Source organism: Agrobacterium leguminum, assembly GCF_005144435.2.
Classification (GTDB): Bacteria; Pseudomonadota; Alphaproteobacteria; order Rhizobiales; family Rhizobiaceae; genus Agrobacterium; species Agrobacterium leguminum.
In genome coordinates this window covers 157,040-177,771 of the sequence record NZ_CP120212.1, presented here as the reverse complement: position 1 = coordinate 177,771, position 20,732 = coordinate 157,040, and the positions used below count along the sequence as shown (strand labels likewise).

Genomic DNA, 20,732 nt, shown 5'->3' with positions numbered 1-20,732 from the left:
CCTGAAAATTAGTTATTGCGGAGCCATATAGCGCGCATATTGATAACGTTTGTTCCTCTTGCGCTTCTAAGACCTACCAATACCCACGGATTAGGCGCGTCGGTGGTTCTGTCGTTATAATTCGGATCGATTGAACCGAATTCCCAAACGCCGGAATTGTGCTGTATCTGTGCGCCACGGTCTGCAAATTTATCGTGCAGCCAACCGGAATACGAATTCCAAATCGCGCCATCATTTCTTAGACGGAAACGATGTGTACCAGTGTGAATGATATCAAACGATGCAGTGTCTGGATGAGCATTAATTCTCCAAACAAAGTCGCCTCCATAGCCGTTCGGGCTAAAATCAATAATAGCGGAAGCGTTAGCAGGTGCTCTCATTTCAAGGACGGATGCATTTGTTCCTGAAGATTGAATATGTACCAAACCGCCAGCCGTGATGGACCCATTTGCTGCATTGAACGTGATCGGTGTAGGGTTTGAACCGTTAGAAAGAACGAGGTTTCCTGTCATCGTATCGCCAGCCTTAGAGACTTTGGCGGTCAAAACGGTATCAAGTCCGGTAATTGTAGAAACTGGCTGTGTCCCGGTATGGTTAGCGCGGCTAAGGTAGAAGGTGCCTTCCTGGCCGTCCAGTTTGTCAGCATCCAATCCCTTGCCTGAGCCGACATCCGCAAGTGTTAAAACACGTTGCCCATCAACAGTAGTCGAGCCGACAATTGTTGCGCCATCGGTTATGTTGAGTTTTCCGGTAATGGTTGAATTGCCTGTGACAAGTACGCCACCTGCTGAAACGGTAACCGCGCTGAAAAACGTTTTACCGGCCAAAGTTGTCGGCAAACGATTGTCATCAATATTTATTGAATTCTGAAGATTGAATTGACCGTTGCTCAGGCAGGTAATTTCAACCGGATAACCAACTTGGATATCGCCAGCAATTAAATCACTAGTACCGTTTGCACGTTTGAGACTATAAACTTGACCGTTGATATTCAGGCTATGAACACCGGCAACGTTCGAAAAGTTGGGATTAAACTTGATCGTTTTTCCAATTGGGGCAGGGGTTTGAATACCACCGGTAAAAGTAAGGTTGTAAACGCGAGATTCTGCTGTACCCGTTGACGTATAAACAGGATTGGATTGGGTATATTCGCGCTTCGTTGCGCCCATCATTGCGTGAACAACCGGATACATTTTGTTTGCATCTGTGCCGGGTGGAAGGCCAGCAGGCGGATTTGATGTGTTATCCGCGTCTAATTCTTTCCAAGTGTTCTCTGAAATATCGGTCATTTATTATGATCTTCTTATTATTATGAGTTATTATTATTTATTGTCGTTTTCTAAACTCTCAAGATACTCTCTGATAGTGAGTCTTGTGCGCTCATCTTTGGTTGTTTGATAAAGGTTTTTGAGGCCCAACAAATGCTTTTCAGGATCGGTAGCAGATGGCAGTTTCGCCAGCCAAGAAAGCGTCTTTGGATCTTCGATCATTTTACGTGTTGCGCGGTCAAACATCCATTTCGCACCACGAAACGCTCCATAGCCAACCGCCGCTGAAGGCGAACCGGAAAGGGCGGCAGCACCGGCAACCGGTCCCGCATAACGGTCCATCATACCTTTTACAGCAGACCCAATATGCCTTGCGGTATTGGATCGATTCGCATTGTTTCCATATTCCTGAAACTGTTGGCCTGCCTTTACGATACCGTTCATACGTTCGTAAATTTCTTTCCCGCCCTTAAACTTGAACAATGAGGATTTGGCCTCTGGGGTCATTACCGTCCAATTTTTACCAAGAGCGGCAAGCGACCATTCTCCAGCAGCGTTTTTACCAAGGTTGTCCAGAACCGTTGTTGAAACCGCACGCAAGGCGTCATCACCACCGGCCATATGAACCTGTTCGAGAACGCGGGTAGCCTGAGACGCGTTCGTTTTTGAACCCGTGGAAACAAGTTTTAAAATTGCGTCATCGCTCTGGTTTTTTAGAATCTTGTCGATTGCCTTGTTTCCAATCACGTCCGTTGGATCGAGGCGGCGCATAAATTGCGCATTAGCGTCTTGCCACGCTTTTAAAACGTCATCGCCAGCCTTTTTAGCCGTGGCTTCCATATCAGCCGTGATAGCCTCACCGACGCGTGAATATATACGTTTCTCAGCACGAGTTGCGCCCATCGCAGAACCAGTATCGTTCAACGTTGTACGGGCTTGTTTGAGATATTCGAAATCAGCCTTTCCGCCCTCGATATCGTCAAGCAAGGCTTTGACTTGTCCAAGGGAGCGCTCATAGACCGAACCGTCCGTTGACTTCTTGAAAGCGCCAGCGTTTTCGAATTCGTGTGCAAGCGTTTCATATGCTTTTCGTGTTGTCGAGGATTCGACCGGAACGCCTTTCGTCAATCCAGAAACGTTGTCATAGAGACGGTTGGTTTCGTTCTGGACGTTGGTTTTAAGGGTGTCGATATTTTCGCGAATAAACCCACCGGCCTCATTTGGCGTCATCGCACCTTGACCACCTGAAACCTCATCAACCGATTTCAACCAATTGTTTTTAAGTTGTTCTGGAACCTCATCGATCTTGGTTTTCAGCCAAGGACGAGTTCCGGCACGTTGCAATTCTGCCGTACTAAGAGCCTCACCACCAATCATTCCTGGCGTTGGGGTAACTCCAGCCGTTTCATAGGTTGCCAAGCGCTCAGCGGCCTTTGCAGCGTCATCAACCGTACCACCAAGGGCGCGGGATTTCAGAGAGTTTCCGATAACCTTTGCACCACCCTTTAAAGCCGCACCAGCGCCAGCGCCAAGAGCACCACCAGCAGCAGCATAGCCAAGGTCGGTCCCAATCTGAGAAGCCGTTTCGCCTGCCGTTCTCGTATCCTCTACGCCGTTCAACCAATTGAGGCCACGACGAGCGGCTTCCGCGCCAGCAGAATAACCAGCAGCGCCACCAGCAATACCACCGGCAACCGTACCGGGACCGGGCGCAACAGCAGAACCGAGAGCGCCGCCTATGATTGTTGTCGGAATGGAGACAACGGAACCAACAGCATCAGGGATGAAGTCCGCAAGATCGCCACCAGATGGTATGTAACCTTCTTTGTTGTAAACGATCAATTCGCCGGTTTTCGGATCGGTCATTACAAAATTGCTTTCGCCTACTCTTGTAACGTTATCGAAATCTTTTTTAAGAGCGTTTTCCTTATCCTCAATCTTCGTCAAACCGGAATATCTTTGACGCTCAGTAAAGCCTAATTCGCGTTCAATTGATTGAGGGTCAACCTCTTGCCATTCATCAGGGTTAAATGTCTCGTCAGGATTGTTGATAAGAGAACCTTCTGTCCCCTCTTTTACGGCAATATAATCATCTGGATTTAAACCTTGTGAAATAAGGTATTTGCGGTCTTCCTCTGTCATTTCCTCAATCTGAGGCTCAGGGGGAGCGGCGGGTGAACCATCCGCATTAAACATTACCGAATTGATTGGTTTCTTTTTATTGTTATCAGCCAAGATACATACCCCCGAGACCGCCAAGTCCGCCACGCTTGTTCATTCGTTGTTTTAATTTTTCTAATTCAATCTCAGGATCGGAGGATTGACCGATAGAGTATGACGGCTGTTTGAGACCAACCTGAATTGGCTCAGCAACTGCTTTTTGACCAGCGACGGGGAGTGGTCCTGCCTGAATAGGATCATCGCCACCAGTCAACGAAGTCGCAGCGCCGCCAAGGACTTTTGCAAGGCCGTTATCGCCACCGAGTTTCATACCGAGAAACGTTGTGTCGGCACCTTTACCTTCAATGCCCAACTTTCCTTTGAAACCGGTCCAACTGTTATCGATATCCTTGATAAATTGAGGACGTTTATCCTCAACTGGAGGAGCAACAGCGGCTGTCTCAATAGGTTGTGATGAAACGTTAGGCGCACCGGCAAGAGGCTGAGATTGGGCTTTCATCTGAGCAAGGTCGTAATTTTGACCACCCCAACCGTTCGCAGCGGAAACGGCGTGCGTAAGGCGATTATCCCAACCGTGGCCACCCTCTGGACGTTTCCAAGAAAACCCTTGTGGACGCTCATAGGCAATCATTGCGCGGGTTGCGGCCTCAGGCGTTGAAGCTGAGCGCAACATATCTCCAGCGCGTTTCTCAGCGCCGCCTAACTCGTGATGGATAAAATCAAGTTGGGTATCAAGAGAACTAACGTCGCGACCGGTTGCCTTAGCGTAGCCGTGGAGGTTAATCGCTCTATCACCGTTCCATTGACCGATACCGATAGAATCCGAGCCGTCGCGACCGTCGCCCTTATTTCGAGCGCCGGTATTGAACGTAGATTCTTGCATAAGGTTTCCAACGATACCCGCTGCTTGGGCATCGGTATAACCATATTTTTGTTTCAGGTAGGAATAGGCATAACGTGCATTTTCATTATTTAAAATAGACATATAAAATCAATGTTTCTTATTATTAGTTATTTTAGATATTTATCGTCTAATATAGACCTTTCCGTTATTTGTCATAACAGAACCGCCAACTTTAACACCTGTTGATGTTCCCTGAGCGGAACGGAAAGTTTCGATAGGGTTGTGAACTTCATTCATCAAGCGATTAGCCTCTGAACGAGTTATTTCACCAGCAAGCGCACGACCTGCAATCTGACCAATTTGAGCCTCATAGTTAGCAATCCCGCGCATCGTTTCGATAATCAAACGGTTGCCTTCAGGGGTATTCATCAAAGCAGGAACCGAACGCTTGAACAGTTCCAAGTCGGCATCCGACATTGCACCGGAACCGGCTGGACGTTGGCCGGGAACGATCTGGTTGATTAGAGCCTGAGCGTATTCTAGCTGAGATGCATTATCGCCTAACTTGATGCCGTAGTTCGATGCAAACTGTTGCATACCCGTCAAAGCGCCACCTTGAACGTTCCCCAAAGCACCCTGTAACTTATTGATAGTTTCAATTTTTGATTTTGCTTGGAGACCTGCAACACGCGCCTCATCAAACGATTTGGCTTGAATTTCGCCGCCCTTGGAATCGAAAGTATCATCACCGGTTGGTTTTGCAGATTTGGTCGATTGAGATTGTCTAATCCAAACCTCAGCCGAAACAGGTGGTAAACCATTACGAGAACGTTCCGCATTTACGCGGTCGAGTTCGGTCAAATCTGTTGTTGTGCGGAAAGGCAATTCACCGGATTCACGACCTGCCGACTTAGCCTGCTCAACCTGATACTGACCACCAGCATAACCGGGGGCCAATTCAAACTGGCCGGTCTGAGGATTGTAAATCTGGCCTTCTTTCGCCGCCGCCTGTTGAACCTGTTGTGCATATTCGAGCGCTTTACGAGCCGTATCACCATCGCCAGCAGCGATAGCCATCTGAGCAAGTTCGTTTAGAGCCTCAGCCGTCATTCCAAAATTGCCGTTTTGACCGTTGGCAATGATCTGAGCCATACGCTGATTATAAACGTCAGCCTTGGCATCCTTGATCTGCTTTTGACGTGAGGCATCAATTGCCGCTTTCTTGGCGTCACCATCAATCGCGGTAGAAAGGGCATTCGAATAGCCAGCGCCAAAGCCCTGCAAACCTTTACCGAGTGAACCCCAACCATTGTAACCTTCAGCAGCGGCAGATAGGGACGCGCCACCTGAGGCAATCATACCCATAGCAAACGCTTGCTTTTCCTGAGGCGTGCTAAATCCAAGAGTTTCAAGGATTGTATCTCGAATACCCTTTTTCTGTTCTGGAGCCGCTGGAGCATCAGGGAAAAAATCAGTTCCTGGCCCTGCGGTTACCGAGTTCGTCGTCTGGCTATCTACTGGTACTGGTTGAGCAAGGGCTTCTTCGCGTGTCGTAAGGATCGGGCCAATATCAGGCATCGAGGTCATAGCGGACGATAGGAGAGGGCCAACATTCTTTGGCGGCTCTGGAACGCGGCGCAAGATCGGTCCCGTATCAGAAACCGTCTCAAATCCAACTGGTGCACCGGATGGGGTAGAACCAGCTTCAACCGTTACCGAACGCGCTCTATCGATAGGGTTTGCAGAAGGTTGCCCATAAAGATTTTCGCGAGAAATACGCGCACGTTCCTCTGCTGCTAAACGCTCATCATTGAGTTGGTCTTCTCTTGCCCATTCGATCTGCTGATTTTCGCGGGATAGCTGTTGATCAACGTAGTCCTGAGGATAGAGGTCAATCAAAGCATTCTTCTGTTGATCTGCGATTACCTCAGCCTGCTTTTGAACCTGAGGACCGAACCCAAACAATTCAGCCCACGTTTTCGGCTTGTCAAAAGTAAATTCAATAGGTTTTTTAGCCATTCTTTATGCGACCTTTTTAAGTAGAGTTGAGTCGGTGATGACGTGATATCCACAAGGTAACGTCTCAACCAATTCTGGATGTGTTTTGAGCATATCTTGAGCCAACGGACCTTCGTAAAGGCCGGGTTTATGGATGTATTCAAATTCATAAATCTTGATGTTGTTATCGTTCGTATAACGATATTTAACGTTCTTCTTCGTTCTGGAATCGCAGAGTGACGCAAGGCCGAGACCTGCCTGAAGGATGCCACCAAGAGCCGAACCGGATGATTTAGTCTGAGAAGACGTTGTTCCCAAACCTTGTCCGTTAAGCAGTGCTTGGAAATTCGCAATGTTCTGCAAACCAATCTGCTGATTGTAATCCCAACGTGCGATATCGGCATTGAGGACGTCTTGATTGTATTCGTCCTGAGCCGCGCCAACGCCACCAAGAATCTGACTTGGAAGAAGGCCGTTCTGATAAACTTGACCAGCAGAATTAGCGGCACTCAATTGCGTCTGAGCCGTATTCTGAGCCGAACTATTCGCAGAGTTTGCCGCGTTCAACTGGTTCGATATGCCCTGATTATAGACGTTTGATTGCTGGCCGTATAAGTTGCTCAATAGATTGTTGTAATTGTTATACGAACTATCAGCCGCAGTTGCCGCATTAAGTTTGTTCGTCGTATCCTGATTATAAAGCGAACCAAGTTGATTGTTTGCCTGCAACATATTTGCGGTATCGGTATTGTACTGGTTTGCGTACATATCGGTCGCGACCTTGCTCATCTCATTTGCAGCAATGTTGTTTGCGGAATTGATCTGACTTGCGAACGCGTTTGAGCCGCCACGCCCCATAGCCGCCGCCTGTGACTGAAGGCCCGGAAGTGTTGTATTTTTCAGCTTGTCAGCAATGTTGTTCTGCTGCTGGTCGACCATTTGGGCAAGATATGGATTGTTGCCGATATTCGCGCCGGATGCCGTAGCAGTTAGGTTACTGATTGCAGGGTTATTCGCGCCGTTCATAACGCTTGAATATGTTGATTGTCCCGGCATCGATGAATTCGCAACACTACCGATCTGAGATGCAATGCCAGCGGAAGCAGGGTTATTCATCCCAAGACCACCCATAATCTGAGACAACACATTGTTTGCCTGAGCGTTCGCGCCACCGGTCTGAGCAAGCGTATTTACGGCATTGTTTGCTGAGGTTAGACCCTGAGAATTAGCCGCGTTTGTCGCGTAATTCGTAGCCATCTGTTGAGACTGTTTGGTAGCAGCGGATTGACCGGCAACAGTCGAGCCTTGATAGAATTGGGGAGAGCCGGAATCGATTAGCGCTTTATAATCAGCGGCGTTTTCTTTGTAATATTGCTCATACGGACCCCAAGGTTTAACTTCTTGAGATTGAGTCTGTGTTTTTGAAGCGGTCATATTTAAAATCTCTTTTTTTATTATTATTTTTTGAGATAGGTATTTTATTATATTTAGTTATCAACTTTGGCTTTTAAGCATACCAATGACGATGTTTTAGGGACGTAATTCGGATCGATTTCAAAGTTGAATTTTGAAAGATATTTGATCCATCCCTTTCGGCCAACTACGGATATAAATTCATAGTTATGTTCTTTGGCGAGTTCGGATAATATCGGTATATATTTGTCGAAGATTTCCAACGTATTGTTCTTAGGTCCACCGGCAAGCCTGACGTGTAATGATTTCTCTTTGGTCAAATCATCAATTAGATATTCGATTATGATAAAAGTGTTTTCAGCGGTAATAAGATAGGCTTTTCGATCAAATAAGATATCGATGATTGCTTGCTCTGGTTCACAATTTTCATCTTTTATAATCGCCCTCAAAATGTATAATCGATGTTTGAGATAATCCCTGACTAAATCGTCTGGCGTGTCGTTAAATTTGATCAAACGGCACCTACTATTACATAGTCAAAAATGGCCTCAGCATCATTGTGTGATACCTCGAAATAGCCGGGACCGATGACGCTTACAAAAGCGTTTGCCGTCACTGCATTAAGGTTTCGCGGAGATAATAAGATAACGGATGACGGGCCAATCTTGAGGTTTTCAATGGTCGTTTTGGGAGTTCCCAACTCGGTATTAAAAGAGCCGGTAATATCGGAAACCTGACGAATTGTTAGGTTCAAGGTCTGCCTAACTTTCGGCTTATCATCCATATTTGTGATTGATTGAATGGAAACCATCAGCGCCCCCCAAACCCAACAAAATCGACATCAATCGCAGATGCTAAGTCCCACGCTCCATAGAGATTGATTTTGAATCGATGATATCGGCAAGCCGCACGGACATACGCAAACCCGGTAGAGGCGTTCGTTTCAAATTCATTCTCGAAATTGATATCGCCCTTTTGGGTACGCCTACCAGCAATCGAAACAGTTGCACGACCGTCGCCCTCGACAATCGGTCTAACCCTTTGCACAAGAGCCATATCAACGGGGTTTTTTAGGGTTGTCCCAAGTTGATAATCGGTCGTTTCAATCGTTCCCCTAATAGGTGGACCGGTTAAAGTAAGGATGTTTCCAGCCTCATTCACAGCCCATAGGATCGCGTTACCACCAGCCCAAAGGGGAGAGTCGAACGGGGCAGGGATGTTCTCAATCGCACCATACGCATTGCTCAAGTCCTCAATCGTCCAAGCCAATGATTGCGCCTGAAATTCGTAAGGAACCTGAGAGTCGCAAATCGTCCAATCGCGAGAAACGTAATTGTAAATTATCGTCTTGTTTGGAAGCCCGTTTGGAGATGCTTTATCGGCGTAGTTCCATTTGATGATCGTGCGTCTTGGATCGGCAACAACTGTCATTTGCGCGGCGGAATTCGTATCGAAATTCTTGTAAAAGGTAAGGTTGATTTTACCGACACCAATGGGGTCGATCTGGCCTTTTTTGAACGAATAGAAGCCATCGTCATCGAGGAAATACGAGACGCCATCAATTGTTATAAGCGAGTTCGGATAAGCCAGACCGCGACCAGAAACAGCTTCAGAGAATTCATAAACCCAAGGTGAGCCAACAAACTGTCCACGAATAATTGCCTGCTTACAGAATATCCATAAATCCTCATCAACGACCATTCCTTGAATAGCGCCAACGTCTTGCAAGTCCTGAAAATCAGCCATTGTTGCCTGAGAGAATGACCAATCAAACGGGTTATCAATAGCGCTCCAGCGAAGGCGATTAGGAACCTCGCCGTCAAAGGAATCGTAACAATTTGCGAGAAGGACAAACCCTTTGTGCTGTGCGATATGACGGCCTCTGACAACGGTTGTAAGATCGGCAAATTTCGCCGTTACGTCATCGCAAGAAATCCACTGAGGAGCGTTTACGAAACTCGTCCCAATGACTGATGTGCCGTACTGGATCCAATTCCACGTTTCAGTTGCAGAGGAGATATAATCACCGGCCTTGGAAACATCACTCCATTGACGAGCCGATGAAAGGTAGGTCCAGAGTTTAGTCGCTGTTGCCGCATAAACGTGCGGGCTGGAGAACCTGTCCGTACCAATACAAGCCGAGTTGATTACCTCAGGCAATGTTGAATCTGAATACTTTTGAGCGGATGGAACCGGCGCATAGGTAACCGTTCCTGGCCCACCGTTACCGGGCAAGGGATATACGTTGTAAGCCATAGCAAGGCCGGGGCTATTCAGCGAAGCCATATCTGGCAACCAAGCGGGAAGGGGAATTGTGGTCATTACCAATTGGAATCCTCCATTTGGATGTTGACCGGTATCATCGTGAATTGGCGGGCATTATCAGCCGCAACAACGCCGAGAGCCTGCCCGAGAGCCTGCATTTCAAGTTGTTCGCCCTCAAGGTCACGCGCCCATCTGAAAACACGCGCTGATACAGCCGAAACGTAAACATTCGGGAATTTCGTAAGAACCCAATTCGTAGGATTATCAGGAGATACGCCAAGAGGACGCGCCCAATATTGGAGCGTAAACTTTTTCGGCTTTTGCTTATCGGTTACGATTTCAAAATGAGTACCTGAATTGACATAGCCGACTTCGTTGGGACGCAATTTGACAGGGGACGAAATCCCTAAAGGACGAGTATATAAATCATCAATCTGAGCGTTGCGGATTTCGATAAAGTCAGAAGGGATTGAAACCCTGTCATCTACGATATCAACAGTAATGGTTTTCAGGCCGTCGCGATGCTTCAGAGTTGGAAACAAATCGGATTCAATAAGAGATATAAAATTTGCGATTGGTGCATCTGGCCTTAGGGTTACATCCCCAACCATTGCAATCAATTCTGAATAATTACTGATTGCCACTGTATCAAACTTTCAATGTATTCGTTCTAAATTTTGAGTAATCGCTATCGTTCAACTTACGTTTCAATAATCTGTTGTCGTCCATAATGCCGAGCTTTTTCCAATGATTATAAAGCGTGGTCGGAATGGATGCGACTTTGACCTGAGAACCAAGTTTACCGGTACGGCTGAACGCCGCCGCCTCTTCCGCGTTCTGGTCAAATATTGCTTGGAGATTTTTCGCGTAATGATCGATCTTGATTTGATCACCAATTTTGGTCATCACGATCAATTCGTCGTCGTCATCAACCACAACATATCTATCGGAGGTAATGAACATATCGCCAAGTTTGGCATCGTTAAATGTGTTTTCATCAATCATATTTAGGTAGTCTTTTTATTGTTATTATTTATAGATATTTATACGAAAAAACCCCACCAAATGAATGATGGGGTTTAAGTTTATTATTGAATTTTGTTTTTATTATACTGCGGTTACGTCAGCGAGTTTACCGTTACCGGTTTCGTTACGGCTCTCAAGAGTGCCTTCAGTTACGAGCATCATATTCTTAGCATCGCCTGTAACAGCAAGATCGATCTTAGTGATCGGGCGCAACGATGCCCAAGCCCAAAGTTCAGGGTTGTAAGCAATGATAGAGGTTGACTTAAGATAACGGGAAAGGCCAATGTTAAGAACGCTGAAATCGTTAACGTAGATGTCAACGGTGTTCGTCAGTTTCTTAGTTGCGCTAACGTTGTACTTAGTTGCGTTGGCATCGAACTGTGAGATTGCCTTCTTAAGTTTTGGAGGAGCGATAACGCGGAGTTCGTCAGTATCGGTATGACCGTAAATCTCTTCAATCATATCGTTAAAGAGGTCTTCAGTAAGAGGACGAGTCGTACCGTCAACAACGTCACCAACAATCGCACTTGCGAAGCCGGGCGTTGAACCTCCAGCGCCGTGCATTGCGTTTGTAGAAATCCACGCGCCCATACCAGCGCTCTTACGAGTTGAGCCGCCTACGGATGCGTTATCAGAAACGATAGATGCTTCCATATCGAGTTTGAGTTCTTTACCAGCCTTAACAACCTGACGAAGGAATTCGTCTTTCGCACCAGCGGTTTTTGAGGCGATGGTCGAATTTGAAACATCAACGACTTTACGGAAAATCTGCGTGTGGTTGCCGATCTTGGTTGGGCCGTTAAGGGTAGTAGTTGGCGCTGGCGCTCCTTCTGGAGCCGCGTTATCTTTGTTCGCTGGTGCAAGTGTATCGGTTAGGAACTGGTGATATTCCTGAGTCGCGTTTGTTTTACCAATTGAGGACAAAACAGGAGTTGAAGAAGGAGAAATATCGGAAATGATATCCGCAAGGTCTTCGCGAAGACTCTGCAAGTTAGTAGAAATTAATGGAGCCATATTTGTATCTTTCTTATTATTATTGATATGGTTTTTTATTTTGGTTTAGAAAAAATTGCGTAGAGCATCAATTGCATCTTGGGTTGAACCGGTTTCACGCAATTTGTTTCTTGCTTGCGTATACTGAGGTCGTGAACCAGTTGCTTTTGGTGCCGTTATCTTAGGTTTATTGGAAATAACCTTCTTTGCATATTCAACTTTGTCAGCAGTTTTTTCGTGCTTGTAAGCGGAATATAGAATGGTCAACAAACGGGGGTCTGCAATACTTGTGATTTCTTCATCAGAAAATCCTAAGTTATATAGATAGTTTGACATACCCTCAGTATGAGTGTCAGCGACCGTCTTGTCCTTGAATTCAGGATGACGTTCGAAAAACTCAACTTTTGCTTTGTTTCGCATTTCTTGGAAACGTTTATTTTCCAATTCAACTCGCTGTTTCTGCATATTGCGTTCAATGGTCTGGAGTTCGGCAAACTTTGCCATCTTCGCGTCCCACGCCTCACGCTTATCAGGATATCCGAAAGGGTCATTTTCTTTGAGGTCGGCCCAATTTGGTTCTTCCATCAATTCGACCTGATACGCCAAGCGCATATTGTCGATGACTTCTTTCTGTACGAGTTGGTTAGCGGCTAACTGCGCTTGTTCAAGGATTGCTCTCTGGCCGGAAAGTTCCTGCGTCTTGCGCGTGTAATCGCTCTGTCTGAGATACCCGCCCTTTAAATCAGCATATGTGATTTCCTCGTCGCCAATCTTGATTTTAAAATCATCAGCGGGTTCGGTGGTCGTTACCTCGTCGTTTGCCTCATCAGTTGTTTCAACGTTATCGCCTTCTTCGGAGTCCGTTACGGTTTGTTCGTCATCAGAATTTGATAGGTCTGTTTCAACGTCATCAGCGGTATTAGTATCTACGCCATTGGTTTCTTCGGAGTCCGTATCGGCTTGTCCAAAATATCCACTCAATCTATCTTCGATACTTGCATTTTCAGTTTCAGTAGCAGTCCCCATATCGAGGTTGTTGCTTTGTAAATCGTCCATTGTATGTCTCAATTTATTCGTTAAAGTTATAATTATTTATTTTGTCAATTTCTACCTTCGACGCTTCGACATATTTTTCGAGGCGTTTTTTAAACAAATCGAGACCAAAGAATGCGGTGTGGATATGTTCTCTTTCTTCTGCATTGGAAACGTTTGTTTTGCGAAATCGGTTGATGATATCCAATTCAATATCTTGCGCTAATTCATTGAATTCAGGGATAGACAAAAGTAGTTCTGCCTTCTGCCCTTTTGAAATGATCTGACGTTGTTCCTCTGTGATATTCATTTTGGTAAAATCCTGTTTTTGCTTTAAATCATTGGTGGTTGCGGCTGAGATTGAGCCAATTGGCTTTGAGCCATCATCGCTTGCATCTGTTTTTCTTGTTCAAGGCGGGCTTCTTCACCCTTGCGGTTCTGTTCCTGCTGCCTTGCCCAATCAACGTCATAACGCGCTGCTGCTTGTTCAGCTTGGATACGAGCAATATCAACGTCAGCCGCGAAACGTGCCGTTATCTCAGCGCGCTTTAGTTCGATGTCAGCCAACATTTGGTCGCGCTTTAGATCGTCCTCAACACGGAGTTTGTACGCATCGAAATCACGCTTTTTCTCGTCGCTCTGTGCTTTGAGTTGTGCCTTGACGGTCTCAATCTGAATAATGCCAGCGTTCGGGTCTGGTGGCGGTGGTGCTGGAGGCATTTGAGCCGGATCGGTCCAATACTGTGTCGCGCCCTGAATACCCATTGTCTCGGTGATATCGATCAACGTTTTATAGATGTTCTGAGGGGTCGTGGTCTGGCCTAGTCCTTGCTGCTGAAGCTGCAACAATGAGAGCAATGCAGATTGTTTGAGGTCTTTATCCATCGCCCCAAAGGCCGTATTGGTCGAAACGTCCATATCGGAATCCCAATCATCGCCCACGACAAACGGCTGGTTTTCCTCAGTCAATCTTGCGATATAGAGATTTGCCATATCTGATTTCGAAATCATCAAATCGATGATGATCTTCGCCAGGTATCGATACCCGGTATCGGCATAATGGCGGCAAACTTGCTCAATCAACATCTGCTGCATTGAGGAGCGTTGACGAGCCGCTGTGGCCGTAACGTCTTGTAGATCGGTAGCATCAACCGAAATCATCGATCTACCGACGCCAGTGCTCAACTCGTGGCGTTGATCGATCATATCAAGGACCGGCAATACCAAGGGAGCCGCCAACTGAGGAGGGTTATATGAAATGCCACCAGTTGGGTTTTCGGAACGGATTACCTTGCCGGGATGTAGGTTAAGGACATCATCGGTATTGGTGACATCTGGATTGATAATCTTGATCGGATCAACAACGTAATTAAGGTTGTTAATCATCGCTCGATACATCTTGGAAATCATAACTTGATCCGCGCCAAGACGGTCGCCCAAACCCTGACCAAACAGCGTATTTGGAACAGGATAAGGAACTAGAGGAGCATAGGGGTAATATTTGGAAACTTCATAATGTCCTAAAAAGATAGGAGATTGCGTAGGGTTTCCGCCAATCGTTATACGGTAATGACGCTTCTTTTTGTCATCAATTGCGATATGAGTGAAAATCTCATAGACCTCTACAAGGTCGCCGTCATCCGATTGCCCTGAATTGTAGGAAGTCTTTCTTGCACGAACGGTTGCGGTCCCATTGAGTTTCTGCTGTGCCAACGGGATTTCATCAACTAACTTTGGATCATAGCCTTCTTCAATGAGAGCCTGCTTTGTCGTGTAGGTTCTATGGCCTTGAATAGAGGCTGTGATGCCACCGGTCATAGGGTCGATATCCGCATCAACCGATACGACAAAATCCTCTGGAGCAAGTGCTTTTAGGGTAAATTGCGGGGTCTTCTTGACCTTGCGAATTTCGATATCGCGCACAGTTGGGACGAGTTGTTCAATCACGCTTGGATCGATCATTGAGGGGTCGATTTGACCACCCGTTGCCATACCGATTTGTTCAATAATCTCAGGCGGGATTTCAGCGCGATAATCGTCGCCGGTTGCCTCGATTATGATTTTACCGGCCTTCTCATCCTCTACGATCTGGACGAGTTGTTCGTCGGTCACGCCTTTCAACGTTTCAACAAGACCTTCCTCAGCGGTATCAGTGAAATCGATATGAGCAACGCCAAGGCCGAAAATCGCAGAGTTCTTTACCCACGGCGTCAAAAGTGCAACGTGGCTATTCTTTTCCCTGAGAACGTGTTGAACAACTCGCGTCTGCTGGTTGGCAACAATCTTGTCTTGAGGGGAGGCGGTTAATGGAGAGAATGAAACAACGTTCTTTTGACCGTCAAGGATACGGACAACCTGTGCCGTAAAAAGGTCAACGTGGTCGCGTAGAACCGGAACAATATGTTTGCTTGTTCCACGAATTTTTTCATCTTCTTTAAATGGCAAACAGAAATATTGCTCAAGGTTGAATTGCCATTGAGTTGCAAGTTGAGTGTTTCCGAAGTTTACACATTTAGCAATACGCTGAGATAGTTCCGTCTTAACGTTTTGAATATTTGGTTTTTTCGCCATATTTATTTTTCTTATTATTATTATTTGGTATATTGTATTTATTCATATATAGCGAGGTTATCGTATTGTATCGGCTTATTGAATGAGTATTTACCCTGATACCTAATACCGGTAACAGCGAACGTTAAAATGAAAGAATCGGCAAAGTCTGGAGACTTGTTCTTAAGGCGTTTTTTGACAACGTCTCTTTTGCTCTCCATTTTGTATTTTCCACCGCTGGTTATCTCATACGTATGAGCGGATATTTCGCGGATGAAATCGGCGTTATCAGGAGTCTTGACGTTCTCGGTCGCAAACCAGTCTTTGGCTTCAAACCACAATTGCTCTTTCAAAGAATGCCAGCGCTCAGGCTGACGAGTTGCCTTGTTTGAAACTTTGACGTGACGAACCGGAAGGCCGAATTCCGCAAGATTGTCAGCAACGCCTTTACCGATACCGATAGCGTCAACGGCTATGACGGAGGGTCGCTTGTTTAAGGGTAGAGATTGATAGAGATCGGCAATCGCATAACTCAATTGGGTGGTGTTCAAACCCTCCCAACTCTTGAATTCCAAGACTAGGTTATCGCGCCTGATGCAAAGGACGCTTCGATCCTGGCCCGTATCGCCAGCCGGGTCGACTCCCCAAACTATCGACTTTTGTTCGTTCTCGACAACATCATCATTCTGAGCCGCAAGCGTAAGCAAGTTGTACGGGATGAGGCTTTCATATTCCTCCTCTGGAAACTCACCCCAAAGCATCGTGCGCGTTTCAAGAGAGTTTGGACCGCCACGCTCAGCGATCATTTCCTGAAGGGCTTCCTCACTCAGATTTGGATTGTCAGTAACCTTGCCGTGGAGCGGAACCCAAATTTTCGAAATCTCTGGATCGCAATGTGTTTTCCAGAAAAAAGTACCGAGTTTGGTAGGGTTGGATATCAGCGCAAGTTTTGGATTCGAGTCTGCGAAAATACCCGCCATAAGAGATATGATTTCATCGGGTACGCCATCGGCCTCGTCGCAAACGATGAATACGTTCTTTGCGTGGATACCACGCGCTGCGGCAGGATTTGTTTTTGACGCTAATCGATACTCTGCATAGCAACCGTTTGGATTTGCTTTGCGCTCGACCTTGGTGCTGGTGACTTCCCAAGCGTCTTTAAAAACGGGTTGCATTCCCTCCCAACGGGAACGGATTTCGCCCCACAGAGCGCCTTTCAATTGATCCTCTGTAGGACCGAACGCGATGAATTTAACTTCGTCGTGGCAGAATAAAGCCCACCAAGCCAGAACGGAAATGACGTAGGTTTTTCCGAAGCCGACGCCACCGCGAAACGTCACGCGACGGTTGTTCATAAAGGCGTTGGCAAATTCAATTTGTTTTGGTCTGAGGCTAACTCTTAAAACATTTTTGGCAAAAAATTCGATATCGTTTTTAGATAATTCAACAAACTTTTGTACTGCTTCTAGTTCAAGTTTCGCCTCTGGTGTCAGAGACGTATCGGTCATTATTCTTTTTCATTTTCCTTTGGCTTTGAGATCGTTTCGACGATCTCTGCAATATTTTGTTTTGAGGGAATCGTCGGATTGTTTGCGTATCGGATCGCAAGGCGGATAAGACCTTCAGCCGCATAGATACCGACTAGGCCAACAACAAACGAAATGGTTCCTATTTCGCCGGATGACATACCTGAGAGGTCGCCGTATTTGAGAAGTCCCGGCGTGATGTAATATGCACAAATACCACCAGTAAAAGTCGATACGGTCGTTTTGATTATATTGCTCTCTTGAAGCAATATTGCGCGCACGTAACCGCCTGCCAAACCAGCAGCAAATGGTGATCCAACTAGTGCAAATAGAAAATTGATAATGTCATCGAAATTAGTCATAGGTATTCTTTTTTGTAATTATTTATCGTCAACTTCGGGGGTTATATCAATCATCATATCTGGATTGGTCGCGTTAACCTGAGCCAACAAATCAGCAACTGAATATTCTTTTGTAACTTTGATTTCACGCGCTGCTTTCGCTACACAAATTTCCAAGATGTAGGTTGCCGCTTTGAGTTTTGCGTGTTCGTTTGCACCGTTCTTCATAATGTCAACAACAACGGCGAGAGCATCTAATGAATGCTCAGCAACAGCCGCTTTGAGTTCTTCCGTATATTTGGTTGAGCCGCCTTTGATGCGTTCCAACGTAACGGGATCGTTCTTCTTAAAGCCGATCTGGCGAAGGTGTTCTTTATGCTCTGGCGACTTGCGCTTATCTAATTTGGTCACGGTATCAGTCATAGGATTCGTCCTCCCATCTGAGCCAGGAACGCTTCGCCATCCTTTTGTTTCTTGAAATCAACCGTGAACGATATCGCGGAGTCAGTTGATGTTGGGAAATTCGGTTCAAGCTCAAAGTCTGATAAGGATGAGCATATGTTTCCATCAATCCAACTTTTGTATTTTAGATCAATCCATTCTGCCATTGCTTCTTCGCGTGGCAAACCCGGTTTTGATTTGATGTAATTTTGTAGTTCGCCACGGGTTAGGCGAAACGATACTTCGAAATAAATTTTCATATGATTTTTCTAATTTCGTTTATTGACTTCATAACTATTTATCAAATAGACCAAACGTATCGAAACGCCAAAAGGGGCAAATGAAAATGACTAAGGTTGATGAGATTCGTAAACGTTTTGCAGCGGCTAAAGCAGTTGCACCAACGGCAAACATTTCGACTCCGCTGGATAACTACGGAAAGTTTAACCAGAACATCGACAAGGCTATTCGTCAGTTTAAGGAAGACACCGATAAGAAAGCAGGACCGGGCAAGTTCTCTTGGTGGCGCAAAGACGGTTCCCGCTACGTTTTCAAGGTTGGCCGCCGCCCTTTGGTTATCGACGGCGCGGAATGGTTCAACGCTCCAGATGTAAAGACGGTTATCTCAATGTGGGAGGAGGCAAAGGAAATGGTTCTCCACGACGCCGATATCCGCAAACAGATTGATGACTATTATTCGGGATTTGAAGGCAAGGGTGGACGCAAGAAAGCCGACTAAGGAAAATGGAAAAAGAAAGCCCCTCAGGGGGCTTTTTTTATGCGCGCTCTTTTCCAACGTTCAAACTTTATCTCAAGATCGATTGAGGTCTTTACGCCGAAATGCTGCGGGATGTTTTGGGGTGACATAACGGCATACAGCCGCTTTTCGATTTGATCGACAATATCAGGTGCATCGATATCCAATTCGTGAATGAAATGGCCGATGACGGTTGTTGGATGTATCGAGAACGATTTGTATTTTCGGATATGTTCGAACTGAGCGCGGCAGAACGTAGGGGATAGTTGGAACAACCTCTTGAGGAGTTCGCAAGCCGGGATGTCATCCGGCTCATCCCAATCAAGTTCGAATTTGGCGACAATCATTGGCCACCAATAATAATTCTTTCCGAACCGTTTATAATAGCGGTTGATGGTTTCAATCTGGTCTTCGGTGTCAGTCATAGAAAAAGCCCCATAAACAAGTATTTATAGGGCTTTCGAAATTTCATCCAAATAGTTTAGGCGCAATGTTGATGACAAGAGTAACTACAATCATCACCCAAACGACTTTGTTGACGTGATTGATTGTGTGTTTCTCAGCTGCTTGAAGTAACTGCTTTTCGCGTTCATTGAAATTTTCCATAAGTAATTTCTCCATATTAATTTTAGACTCGCGACACATCGTCTATTTCTTCAATGAAGTCAACTTCAGTGTTATAAATAGTTATGACAGTAAAGGTTATGTTCCTTTTTGCCTTTATACTGTTGAGGCTGAGCGCTTCGTATCAATGTTGTCTCCTGTTGTTAAGATACGCCGCTCAGCCTTTCTTCTAGTTATATCTTACTACCATCCATCCACTTTATGCCGTACTTGTCGCACCAGTCAGCGTATGACGTTTTTGAACCTTTTCGGATTTTGTTCTGAGGACGTTGGAATACAAGCGTTATGTCCAACTCTGGATGTTGGCTCTTGATCGCCAGATGCTTCGAGCGGTCGGCGCTGGTGAACCTGCCCTTGGTTTCAAAAATCTGTCCGGTGCTTGGATTTATAAAGTCAGGAGTGTATGTATGTGTGACGAGGTACGGGAATTTTTTGGTTTCGTACTCAAAATGCGGGTTTGATTTTGCGAAAGCGGCTTCAAATTTATTGCGTGACATCTGAATTATCTCTTTGAATATATAGAGATATTTAGCGCAAACGAGATAAATTGACTTCTGTGACAGTGTTCTTCGTCTTCGTCATGAAGATTTTCGGGGATCGGAAGAAGGAGAATGAGATTACTGCTGACGCGGTATCGCCGGCGGAATAAAACGGGTGTGACGGCTGGGCGAAAAGTCAGTTGAATGCGTTCATCTGACTGACAGCCCGGCACCGCAAACAAGGCACGGTGCGAAAGCGCCGTGCCACGACTGGAAGGAGACATCAGCATGCGCCGAACCAAGGCCGAGGCAGAAGAGACGCGTCAGGCGATCCTTGCCGCTGCCGAGCGGGTGTTCTTCAAGAAGGGCGTGGCCAACAGCTCTCTGGATGAGGTGGCGGCTGCGGCCGGCGTTACGCGCGGGGCGATCTACTGGCATTTTTCCAGCAAGAGCGACCTTTTCATCGGCCTTTACGAATCGGTGGCGCTGCCGGAATCGGACCTGCTCGATTTCGGCGATCCGGACCTCAAGGGGGAAGCGCTGCTGGCCAAGATCGAGGACGCCGCATGCAACTGGCTTTCGCTTCTTTCAAAAGACGAACAGCGCCAGCGCATCATGACCATCAGCCTGCGCACCAATTACTCCGATGAATTCGCCCCCGTGCTGCGCGCGCAGGAGGAACTGGACCGTTACCACAAGCGGCTGCTCGAGGAGGCTTTCGAACGGGCGCAGGCGGAAGGGGCTTTCAACGATAACTGGACGGCCGAGTCCGCGCTCGGTGCGCTCTACTGGCTGCTGAAAGGCATGTGCTCGGACTGGCTGCTGTTCGGCAAGCGTTTCGATCTGGCCAATGAGGGCGCGGAAGCGGTGCATCGTCTGATGAAGGCTTTTCGACGCTCCCCGGCATAGCGAATGGATTTCCCGGACCCGGCGCGGCGGTCAAATTTGAGTGTATTCTAAAACACCAGCGAAATTTGCTTTACGTACCTCAAAA

23 protein-coding genes are annotated in these 20,732 nt (G+C 46.4%); 2 read left to right on the top strand and 21 right to left on the bottom strand.

The window, feature by feature from the left end:
- Nucleotides 1-8 precede the first annotated feature (8 nt).
- The 18 genes from CFBP4996_RS15385 to CFBP4996_RS15300 form a co-directional block, all read right to left on the bottom strand.
- Entirely contained in the window at nucleotides 9-1,289 is a 1,281-nt protein-coding gene (locus CFBP4996_RS15385; RefSeq protein WP_137396263.1) for a hypothetical protein, read from the bottom strand.
- 33 nt (nucleotides 1,290-1,322) lie between these two features.
- Nucleotides 1,323-3,503, bottom strand: a complete 2,181-nt coding sequence (locus tag CFBP4996_RS15380) for a hypothetical protein (RefSeq protein ID WP_137396262.1) — start codon at nucleotides 3,501-3,503, stop codon at nucleotides 1,323-1,325.
- On the bottom strand, nucleotides 3,496-4,434 hold the full coding sequence (locus CFBP4996_RS15375; RefSeq protein WP_137396261.1) for a phage tail tip lysozyme: 939 nt from the start codon (nucleotides 4,432-4,434) through the stop codon (nucleotides 3,496-3,498). The genes CFBP4996_RS15380 and CFBP4996_RS15375 overlap by 8 nt, the downstream gene beginning before the upstream one ends.
- Before the next feature lie 39 nt (nucleotides 4,435-4,473).
- Nucleotides 4,474-6,312: a hypothetical protein gene (locus tag CFBP4996_RS15370; protein WP_137396260.1), complete on the bottom strand. Its 1,839-nt coding sequence runs from the start codon at nucleotides 6,310-6,312 to the stop codon at nucleotides 4,474-4,476.
- A 3-nt stretch (nucleotides 6,313-6,315) separates the two neighbouring features.
- Nucleotides 6,316-7,725 (bottom strand): hypothetical protein, encoded by a 1,410-nt coding sequence (locus CFBP4996_RS15365; RefSeq protein ID WP_137396259.1) that lies wholly within the window; start codon nucleotides 7,723-7,725, stop codon nucleotides 6,316-6,318.
- A 53-nt stretch (nucleotides 7,726-7,778) separates the two neighbouring features.
- On the bottom strand, nucleotides 7,779-8,219 hold the full coding sequence (locus CFBP4996_RS15360; protein ID WP_080854658.1) for a hypothetical protein: 441 nt from the start codon (nucleotides 8,217-8,219) through the stop codon (nucleotides 7,779-7,781).
- A complete protein-coding gene (locus CFBP4996_RS15355) occupies nucleotides 8,216-8,515 on the bottom strand; it encodes a hypothetical protein (protein ID WP_137396258.1) in 300 nt (99 codons plus the stop codon). The genes CFBP4996_RS15360 and CFBP4996_RS15355 overlap by 4 nt, the downstream gene beginning before the upstream one ends.
- On the bottom strand, nucleotides 8,515-10,032 hold the full coding sequence (locus tag CFBP4996_RS15350; protein ID WP_137396257.1) for a hypothetical protein: 1,518 nt from the start codon (nucleotides 10,030-10,032) through the stop codon (nucleotides 8,515-8,517). Before CFBP4996_RS15350 ends, CFBP4996_RS15355 begins: the two co-directional genes overlap by 1 nt.
- The gene (locus CFBP4996_RS15345) at nucleotides 10,026-10,613 is read right to left on the bottom strand and encodes a phage adaptor protein (protein ID WP_137396256.1); all 588 of its coding nucleotides are present in this window, start codon (nucleotides 10,611-10,613) and stop codon (nucleotides 10,026-10,028) included. The genes CFBP4996_RS15350 and CFBP4996_RS15345 overlap by 7 nt, the downstream gene beginning before the upstream one ends.
- A gap of 4 nt (nucleotides 10,614-10,617) precedes the next feature.
- Nucleotides 10,618-10,974 carry a hypothetical protein gene (locus tag CFBP4996_RS15340; RefSeq protein ID WP_137396255.1) on the bottom strand — a complete coding sequence of 119 codons (357 nt, stop codon included), beginning with the start codon at nucleotides 10,972-10,974 and terminating at the stop codon, nucleotides 10,618-10,620.
- Nucleotides 10,975-11,076: 102 nt separating this feature from the next.
- Nucleotides 11,077-12,009: an SU10 major capsid protein gene (locus CFBP4996_RS15335; protein WP_080854662.1), complete on the bottom strand. Its 933-nt coding sequence runs from the start codon at nucleotides 12,007-12,009 to the stop codon at nucleotides 11,077-11,079.
- Between the two features lie 45 nt (nucleotides 12,010-12,054).
- Entirely contained in the window at nucleotides 12,055-13,044 is a 990-nt protein-coding gene (locus CFBP4996_RS15330; protein WP_080854663.1) for a hypothetical protein, read from the bottom strand.
- Nucleotides 13,045-13,057: 13 nt separating this feature from the next.
- Nucleotides 13,058-13,330 (bottom strand): hypothetical protein, encoded by a 273-nt coding sequence (locus CFBP4996_RS15325; protein WP_080854664.1) that lies wholly within the window; start codon nucleotides 13,328-13,330, stop codon nucleotides 13,058-13,060.
- Nucleotides 13,331-13,353: 23 nt separating this feature from the next.
- Nucleotides 13,354-15,591, bottom strand: a complete 2,238-nt coding sequence (locus tag CFBP4996_RS15320; protein WP_080854665.1) for a portal protein — start codon at nucleotides 15,589-15,591, stop codon at nucleotides 13,354-13,356.
- Nucleotides 15,592-15,629: 38 nt separating this feature from the next.
- Nucleotides 15,630-17,078 (bottom strand): terminase large subunit domain-containing protein, encoded by a 1,449-nt coding sequence (locus CFBP4996_RS15315; protein ID WP_080854666.1) that lies wholly within the window; start codon nucleotides 17,076-17,078, stop codon nucleotides 15,630-15,632.
- Nucleotides 17,078-17,458, bottom strand: a complete 381-nt coding sequence (locus CFBP4996_RS15310; protein WP_137396254.1) for a hypothetical protein — start codon at nucleotides 17,456-17,458, stop codon at nucleotides 17,078-17,080. The genes CFBP4996_RS15315 and CFBP4996_RS15310 overlap by 1 nt, the downstream gene beginning before the upstream one ends.
- An 18-nt stretch (nucleotides 17,459-17,476) precedes the next feature.
- Nucleotides 17,477-17,860 (bottom strand): hypothetical protein, encoded by a 384-nt coding sequence (locus tag CFBP4996_RS15305; protein WP_080854668.1) that lies wholly within the window; start codon nucleotides 17,858-17,860, stop codon nucleotides 17,477-17,479.
- Nucleotides 17,857-18,138 carry a hypothetical protein gene (locus CFBP4996_RS15300; RefSeq protein ID WP_080854669.1) on the bottom strand — a complete coding sequence of 94 codons (282 nt, stop codon included), beginning with the start codon at nucleotides 18,136-18,138 and terminating at the stop codon, nucleotides 17,857-17,859. Before CFBP4996_RS15300 ends, CFBP4996_RS15305 begins: the two co-directional genes overlap by 4 nt.
- Nucleotides 18,139-18,224: 86 nt before the next feature.
- Here CFBP4996_RS15300 and CFBP4996_RS15295 point away from each other — a divergent pair, with 86 nt between their 5' ends.
- Entirely contained in the window at nucleotides 18,225-18,617 is a 393-nt protein-coding gene (locus tag CFBP4996_RS15295; protein ID WP_080854670.1) for a hypothetical protein, read from the top strand.
- Between the two features lie 23 nt (nucleotides 18,618-18,640).
- Here CFBP4996_RS15295 and CFBP4996_RS15290 read toward each other — a convergent pair whose 3' ends face one another.
- The 3 genes from CFBP4996_RS15290 to CFBP4996_RS15280 form a co-directional block, all read right to left on the bottom strand.
- Nucleotides 18,641-19,060 carry a hypothetical protein gene (locus CFBP4996_RS15290; protein WP_080854671.1) on the bottom strand — a complete coding sequence of 140 codons (420 nt, stop codon included), beginning with the start codon at nucleotides 19,058-19,060 and terminating at the stop codon, nucleotides 18,641-18,643.
- 43 nt (nucleotides 19,061-19,103) lie between these two features.
- The gene (locus tag CFBP4996_RS15285; RefSeq protein ID WP_162936109.1) at nucleotides 19,104-19,241 is read right to left on the bottom strand and encodes a hypothetical protein; all 138 of its coding nucleotides are present in this window, start codon (nucleotides 19,239-19,241) and stop codon (nucleotides 19,104-19,106) included.
- Nucleotides 19,242-19,432: 191 nt separating this feature from the next.
- Nucleotides 19,433-19,756, bottom strand: a complete 324-nt coding sequence (locus CFBP4996_RS15280; RefSeq protein ID WP_080854672.1) for a PDDEXK family nuclease — start codon at nucleotides 19,754-19,756, stop codon at nucleotides 19,433-19,435.
- 270 nt (nucleotides 19,757-20,026) lie between these two features.
- Between CFBP4996_RS15280 and CFBP4996_RS15275 the strand changes: the two genes are divergently transcribed.
- A complete protein-coding gene (locus tag CFBP4996_RS15275) occupies nucleotides 20,027-20,647 on the top strand; it encodes a TetR family transcriptional regulator (RefSeq protein WP_080854673.1) in 621 nt (206 codons plus the stop codon).
- The last annotated feature ends 85 nt before the right edge of the window (nucleotides 20,648-20,732 follow it).

What these genes read in the sequence shown, in the direction of transcription:
- CFBP4996_RS15385 (WP_137396263.1), bottom strand. Translation starts at nt 1,289, where the DNA reads ATGACCGATATTTCAGAGAACACTTGGAAAGAATTAGACGCGGATAAC.
- CFBP4996_RS15375 (WP_137396261.1), bottom strand. Translation starts at nt 4,434, where the DNA reads ATGTCTATTTTAAATAATGAAAATGCACGTTATGCCTATTCCTACCTG.
- CFBP4996_RS15370 (WP_137396260.1), bottom strand. Translation starts at nt 6,312, where the DNA reads ATGGCTAAAAAACCTATTGAATTTACTTTTGACAAGCCGAAAACGTGG.
- CFBP4996_RS15365 (WP_137396259.1), bottom strand. Translation starts at nt 7,725, where the DNA reads ATGACCGCTTCAAAAACACAGACTCAATCTCAAGAAGTTAAACCTTGG.
- CFBP4996_RS15355 (WP_137396258.1), bottom strand. Translation starts at nt 8,515, where the DNA reads ATGGTTTCCATTCAATCAATCACAAATATGGATGATAAGCCGAAAGTT.
- CFBP4996_RS15340 (WP_137396255.1), bottom strand. Translation starts at nt 10,974, where the DNA reads ATGATTGATGAAAACACATTTAACGATGCCAAACTTGGCGATATGTTC.
- CFBP4996_RS15335 (WP_080854662.1), bottom strand. Translation starts at nt 12,009, where the DNA reads ATGGCTCCATTAATTTCTACTAACTTGCAGAGTCTTCGCGAAGACCTT.
- CFBP4996_RS15330 (WP_080854663.1), bottom strand. Translation starts at nt 13,044, where the DNA reads ATGGACGATTTACAAAGCAACAACCTCGATATGGGGACTGCTACTGAA.
- CFBP4996_RS15325 (WP_080854664.1), bottom strand. Translation starts at nt 13,330, where the DNA reads ATGAATATCACAGAGGAACAACGTCAGATCATTTCAAAAGGGCAGAAG.
- CFBP4996_RS15320 (WP_080854665.1), bottom strand. Translation starts at nt 15,591, where the DNA reads ATGGCGAAAAAACCAAATATTCAAAACGTTAAGACGGAACTATCTCAG.
- CFBP4996_RS15315 (WP_080854666.1), bottom strand. Translation starts at nt 17,078, where the DNA reads ATGACCGATACGTCTCTGACACCAGAGGCGAAACTTGAACTAGAAGCA.
- CFBP4996_RS15310 (WP_137396254.1), bottom strand. Translation starts at nt 17,458, where the DNA reads ATGACTAATTTCGATGACATTATCAATTTTCTATTTGCACTAGTTGGA.
- CFBP4996_RS15305 (WP_080854668.1), bottom strand. Translation starts at nt 17,860, where the DNA reads ATGACTGATACCGTGACCAAATTAGATAAGCGCAAGTCGCCAGAGCAT.
- CFBP4996_RS15300 (WP_080854669.1), bottom strand. Translation starts at nt 18,138, where the DNA reads ATGAAAATTTATTTCGAAGTATCGTTTCGCCTAACCCGTGGCGAACTA.
- CFBP4996_RS15295 (WP_080854670.1), top strand. Translation starts at nt 18,225, where the DNA reads ATGACTAAGGTTGATGAGATTCGTAAACGTTTTGCAGCGGCTAAAGCA.
- CFBP4996_RS15290 (WP_080854671.1), bottom strand. Translation starts at nt 19,060, where the DNA reads ATGACTGACACCGAAGACCAGATTGAAACCATCAACCGCTATTATAAA.
- CFBP4996_RS15285 (WP_162936109.1), bottom strand. Translation starts at nt 19,241, where the DNA reads ATGGAAAATTTCAATGAACGCGAAAAGCAGTTACTTCAAGCAGCTGAG.
- CFBP4996_RS15280 (WP_080854672.1), bottom strand. Translation starts at nt 19,756, where the DNA reads ATGTCACGCAATAAATTTGAAGCCGCTTTCGCAAAATCAAACCCGCAT.
- CFBP4996_RS15275 (WP_080854673.1), top strand. Translation starts at nt 20,027, where the DNA reads ATGCGCCGAACCAAGGCCGAGGCAGAAGAGACGCGTCAGGCGATCCTT.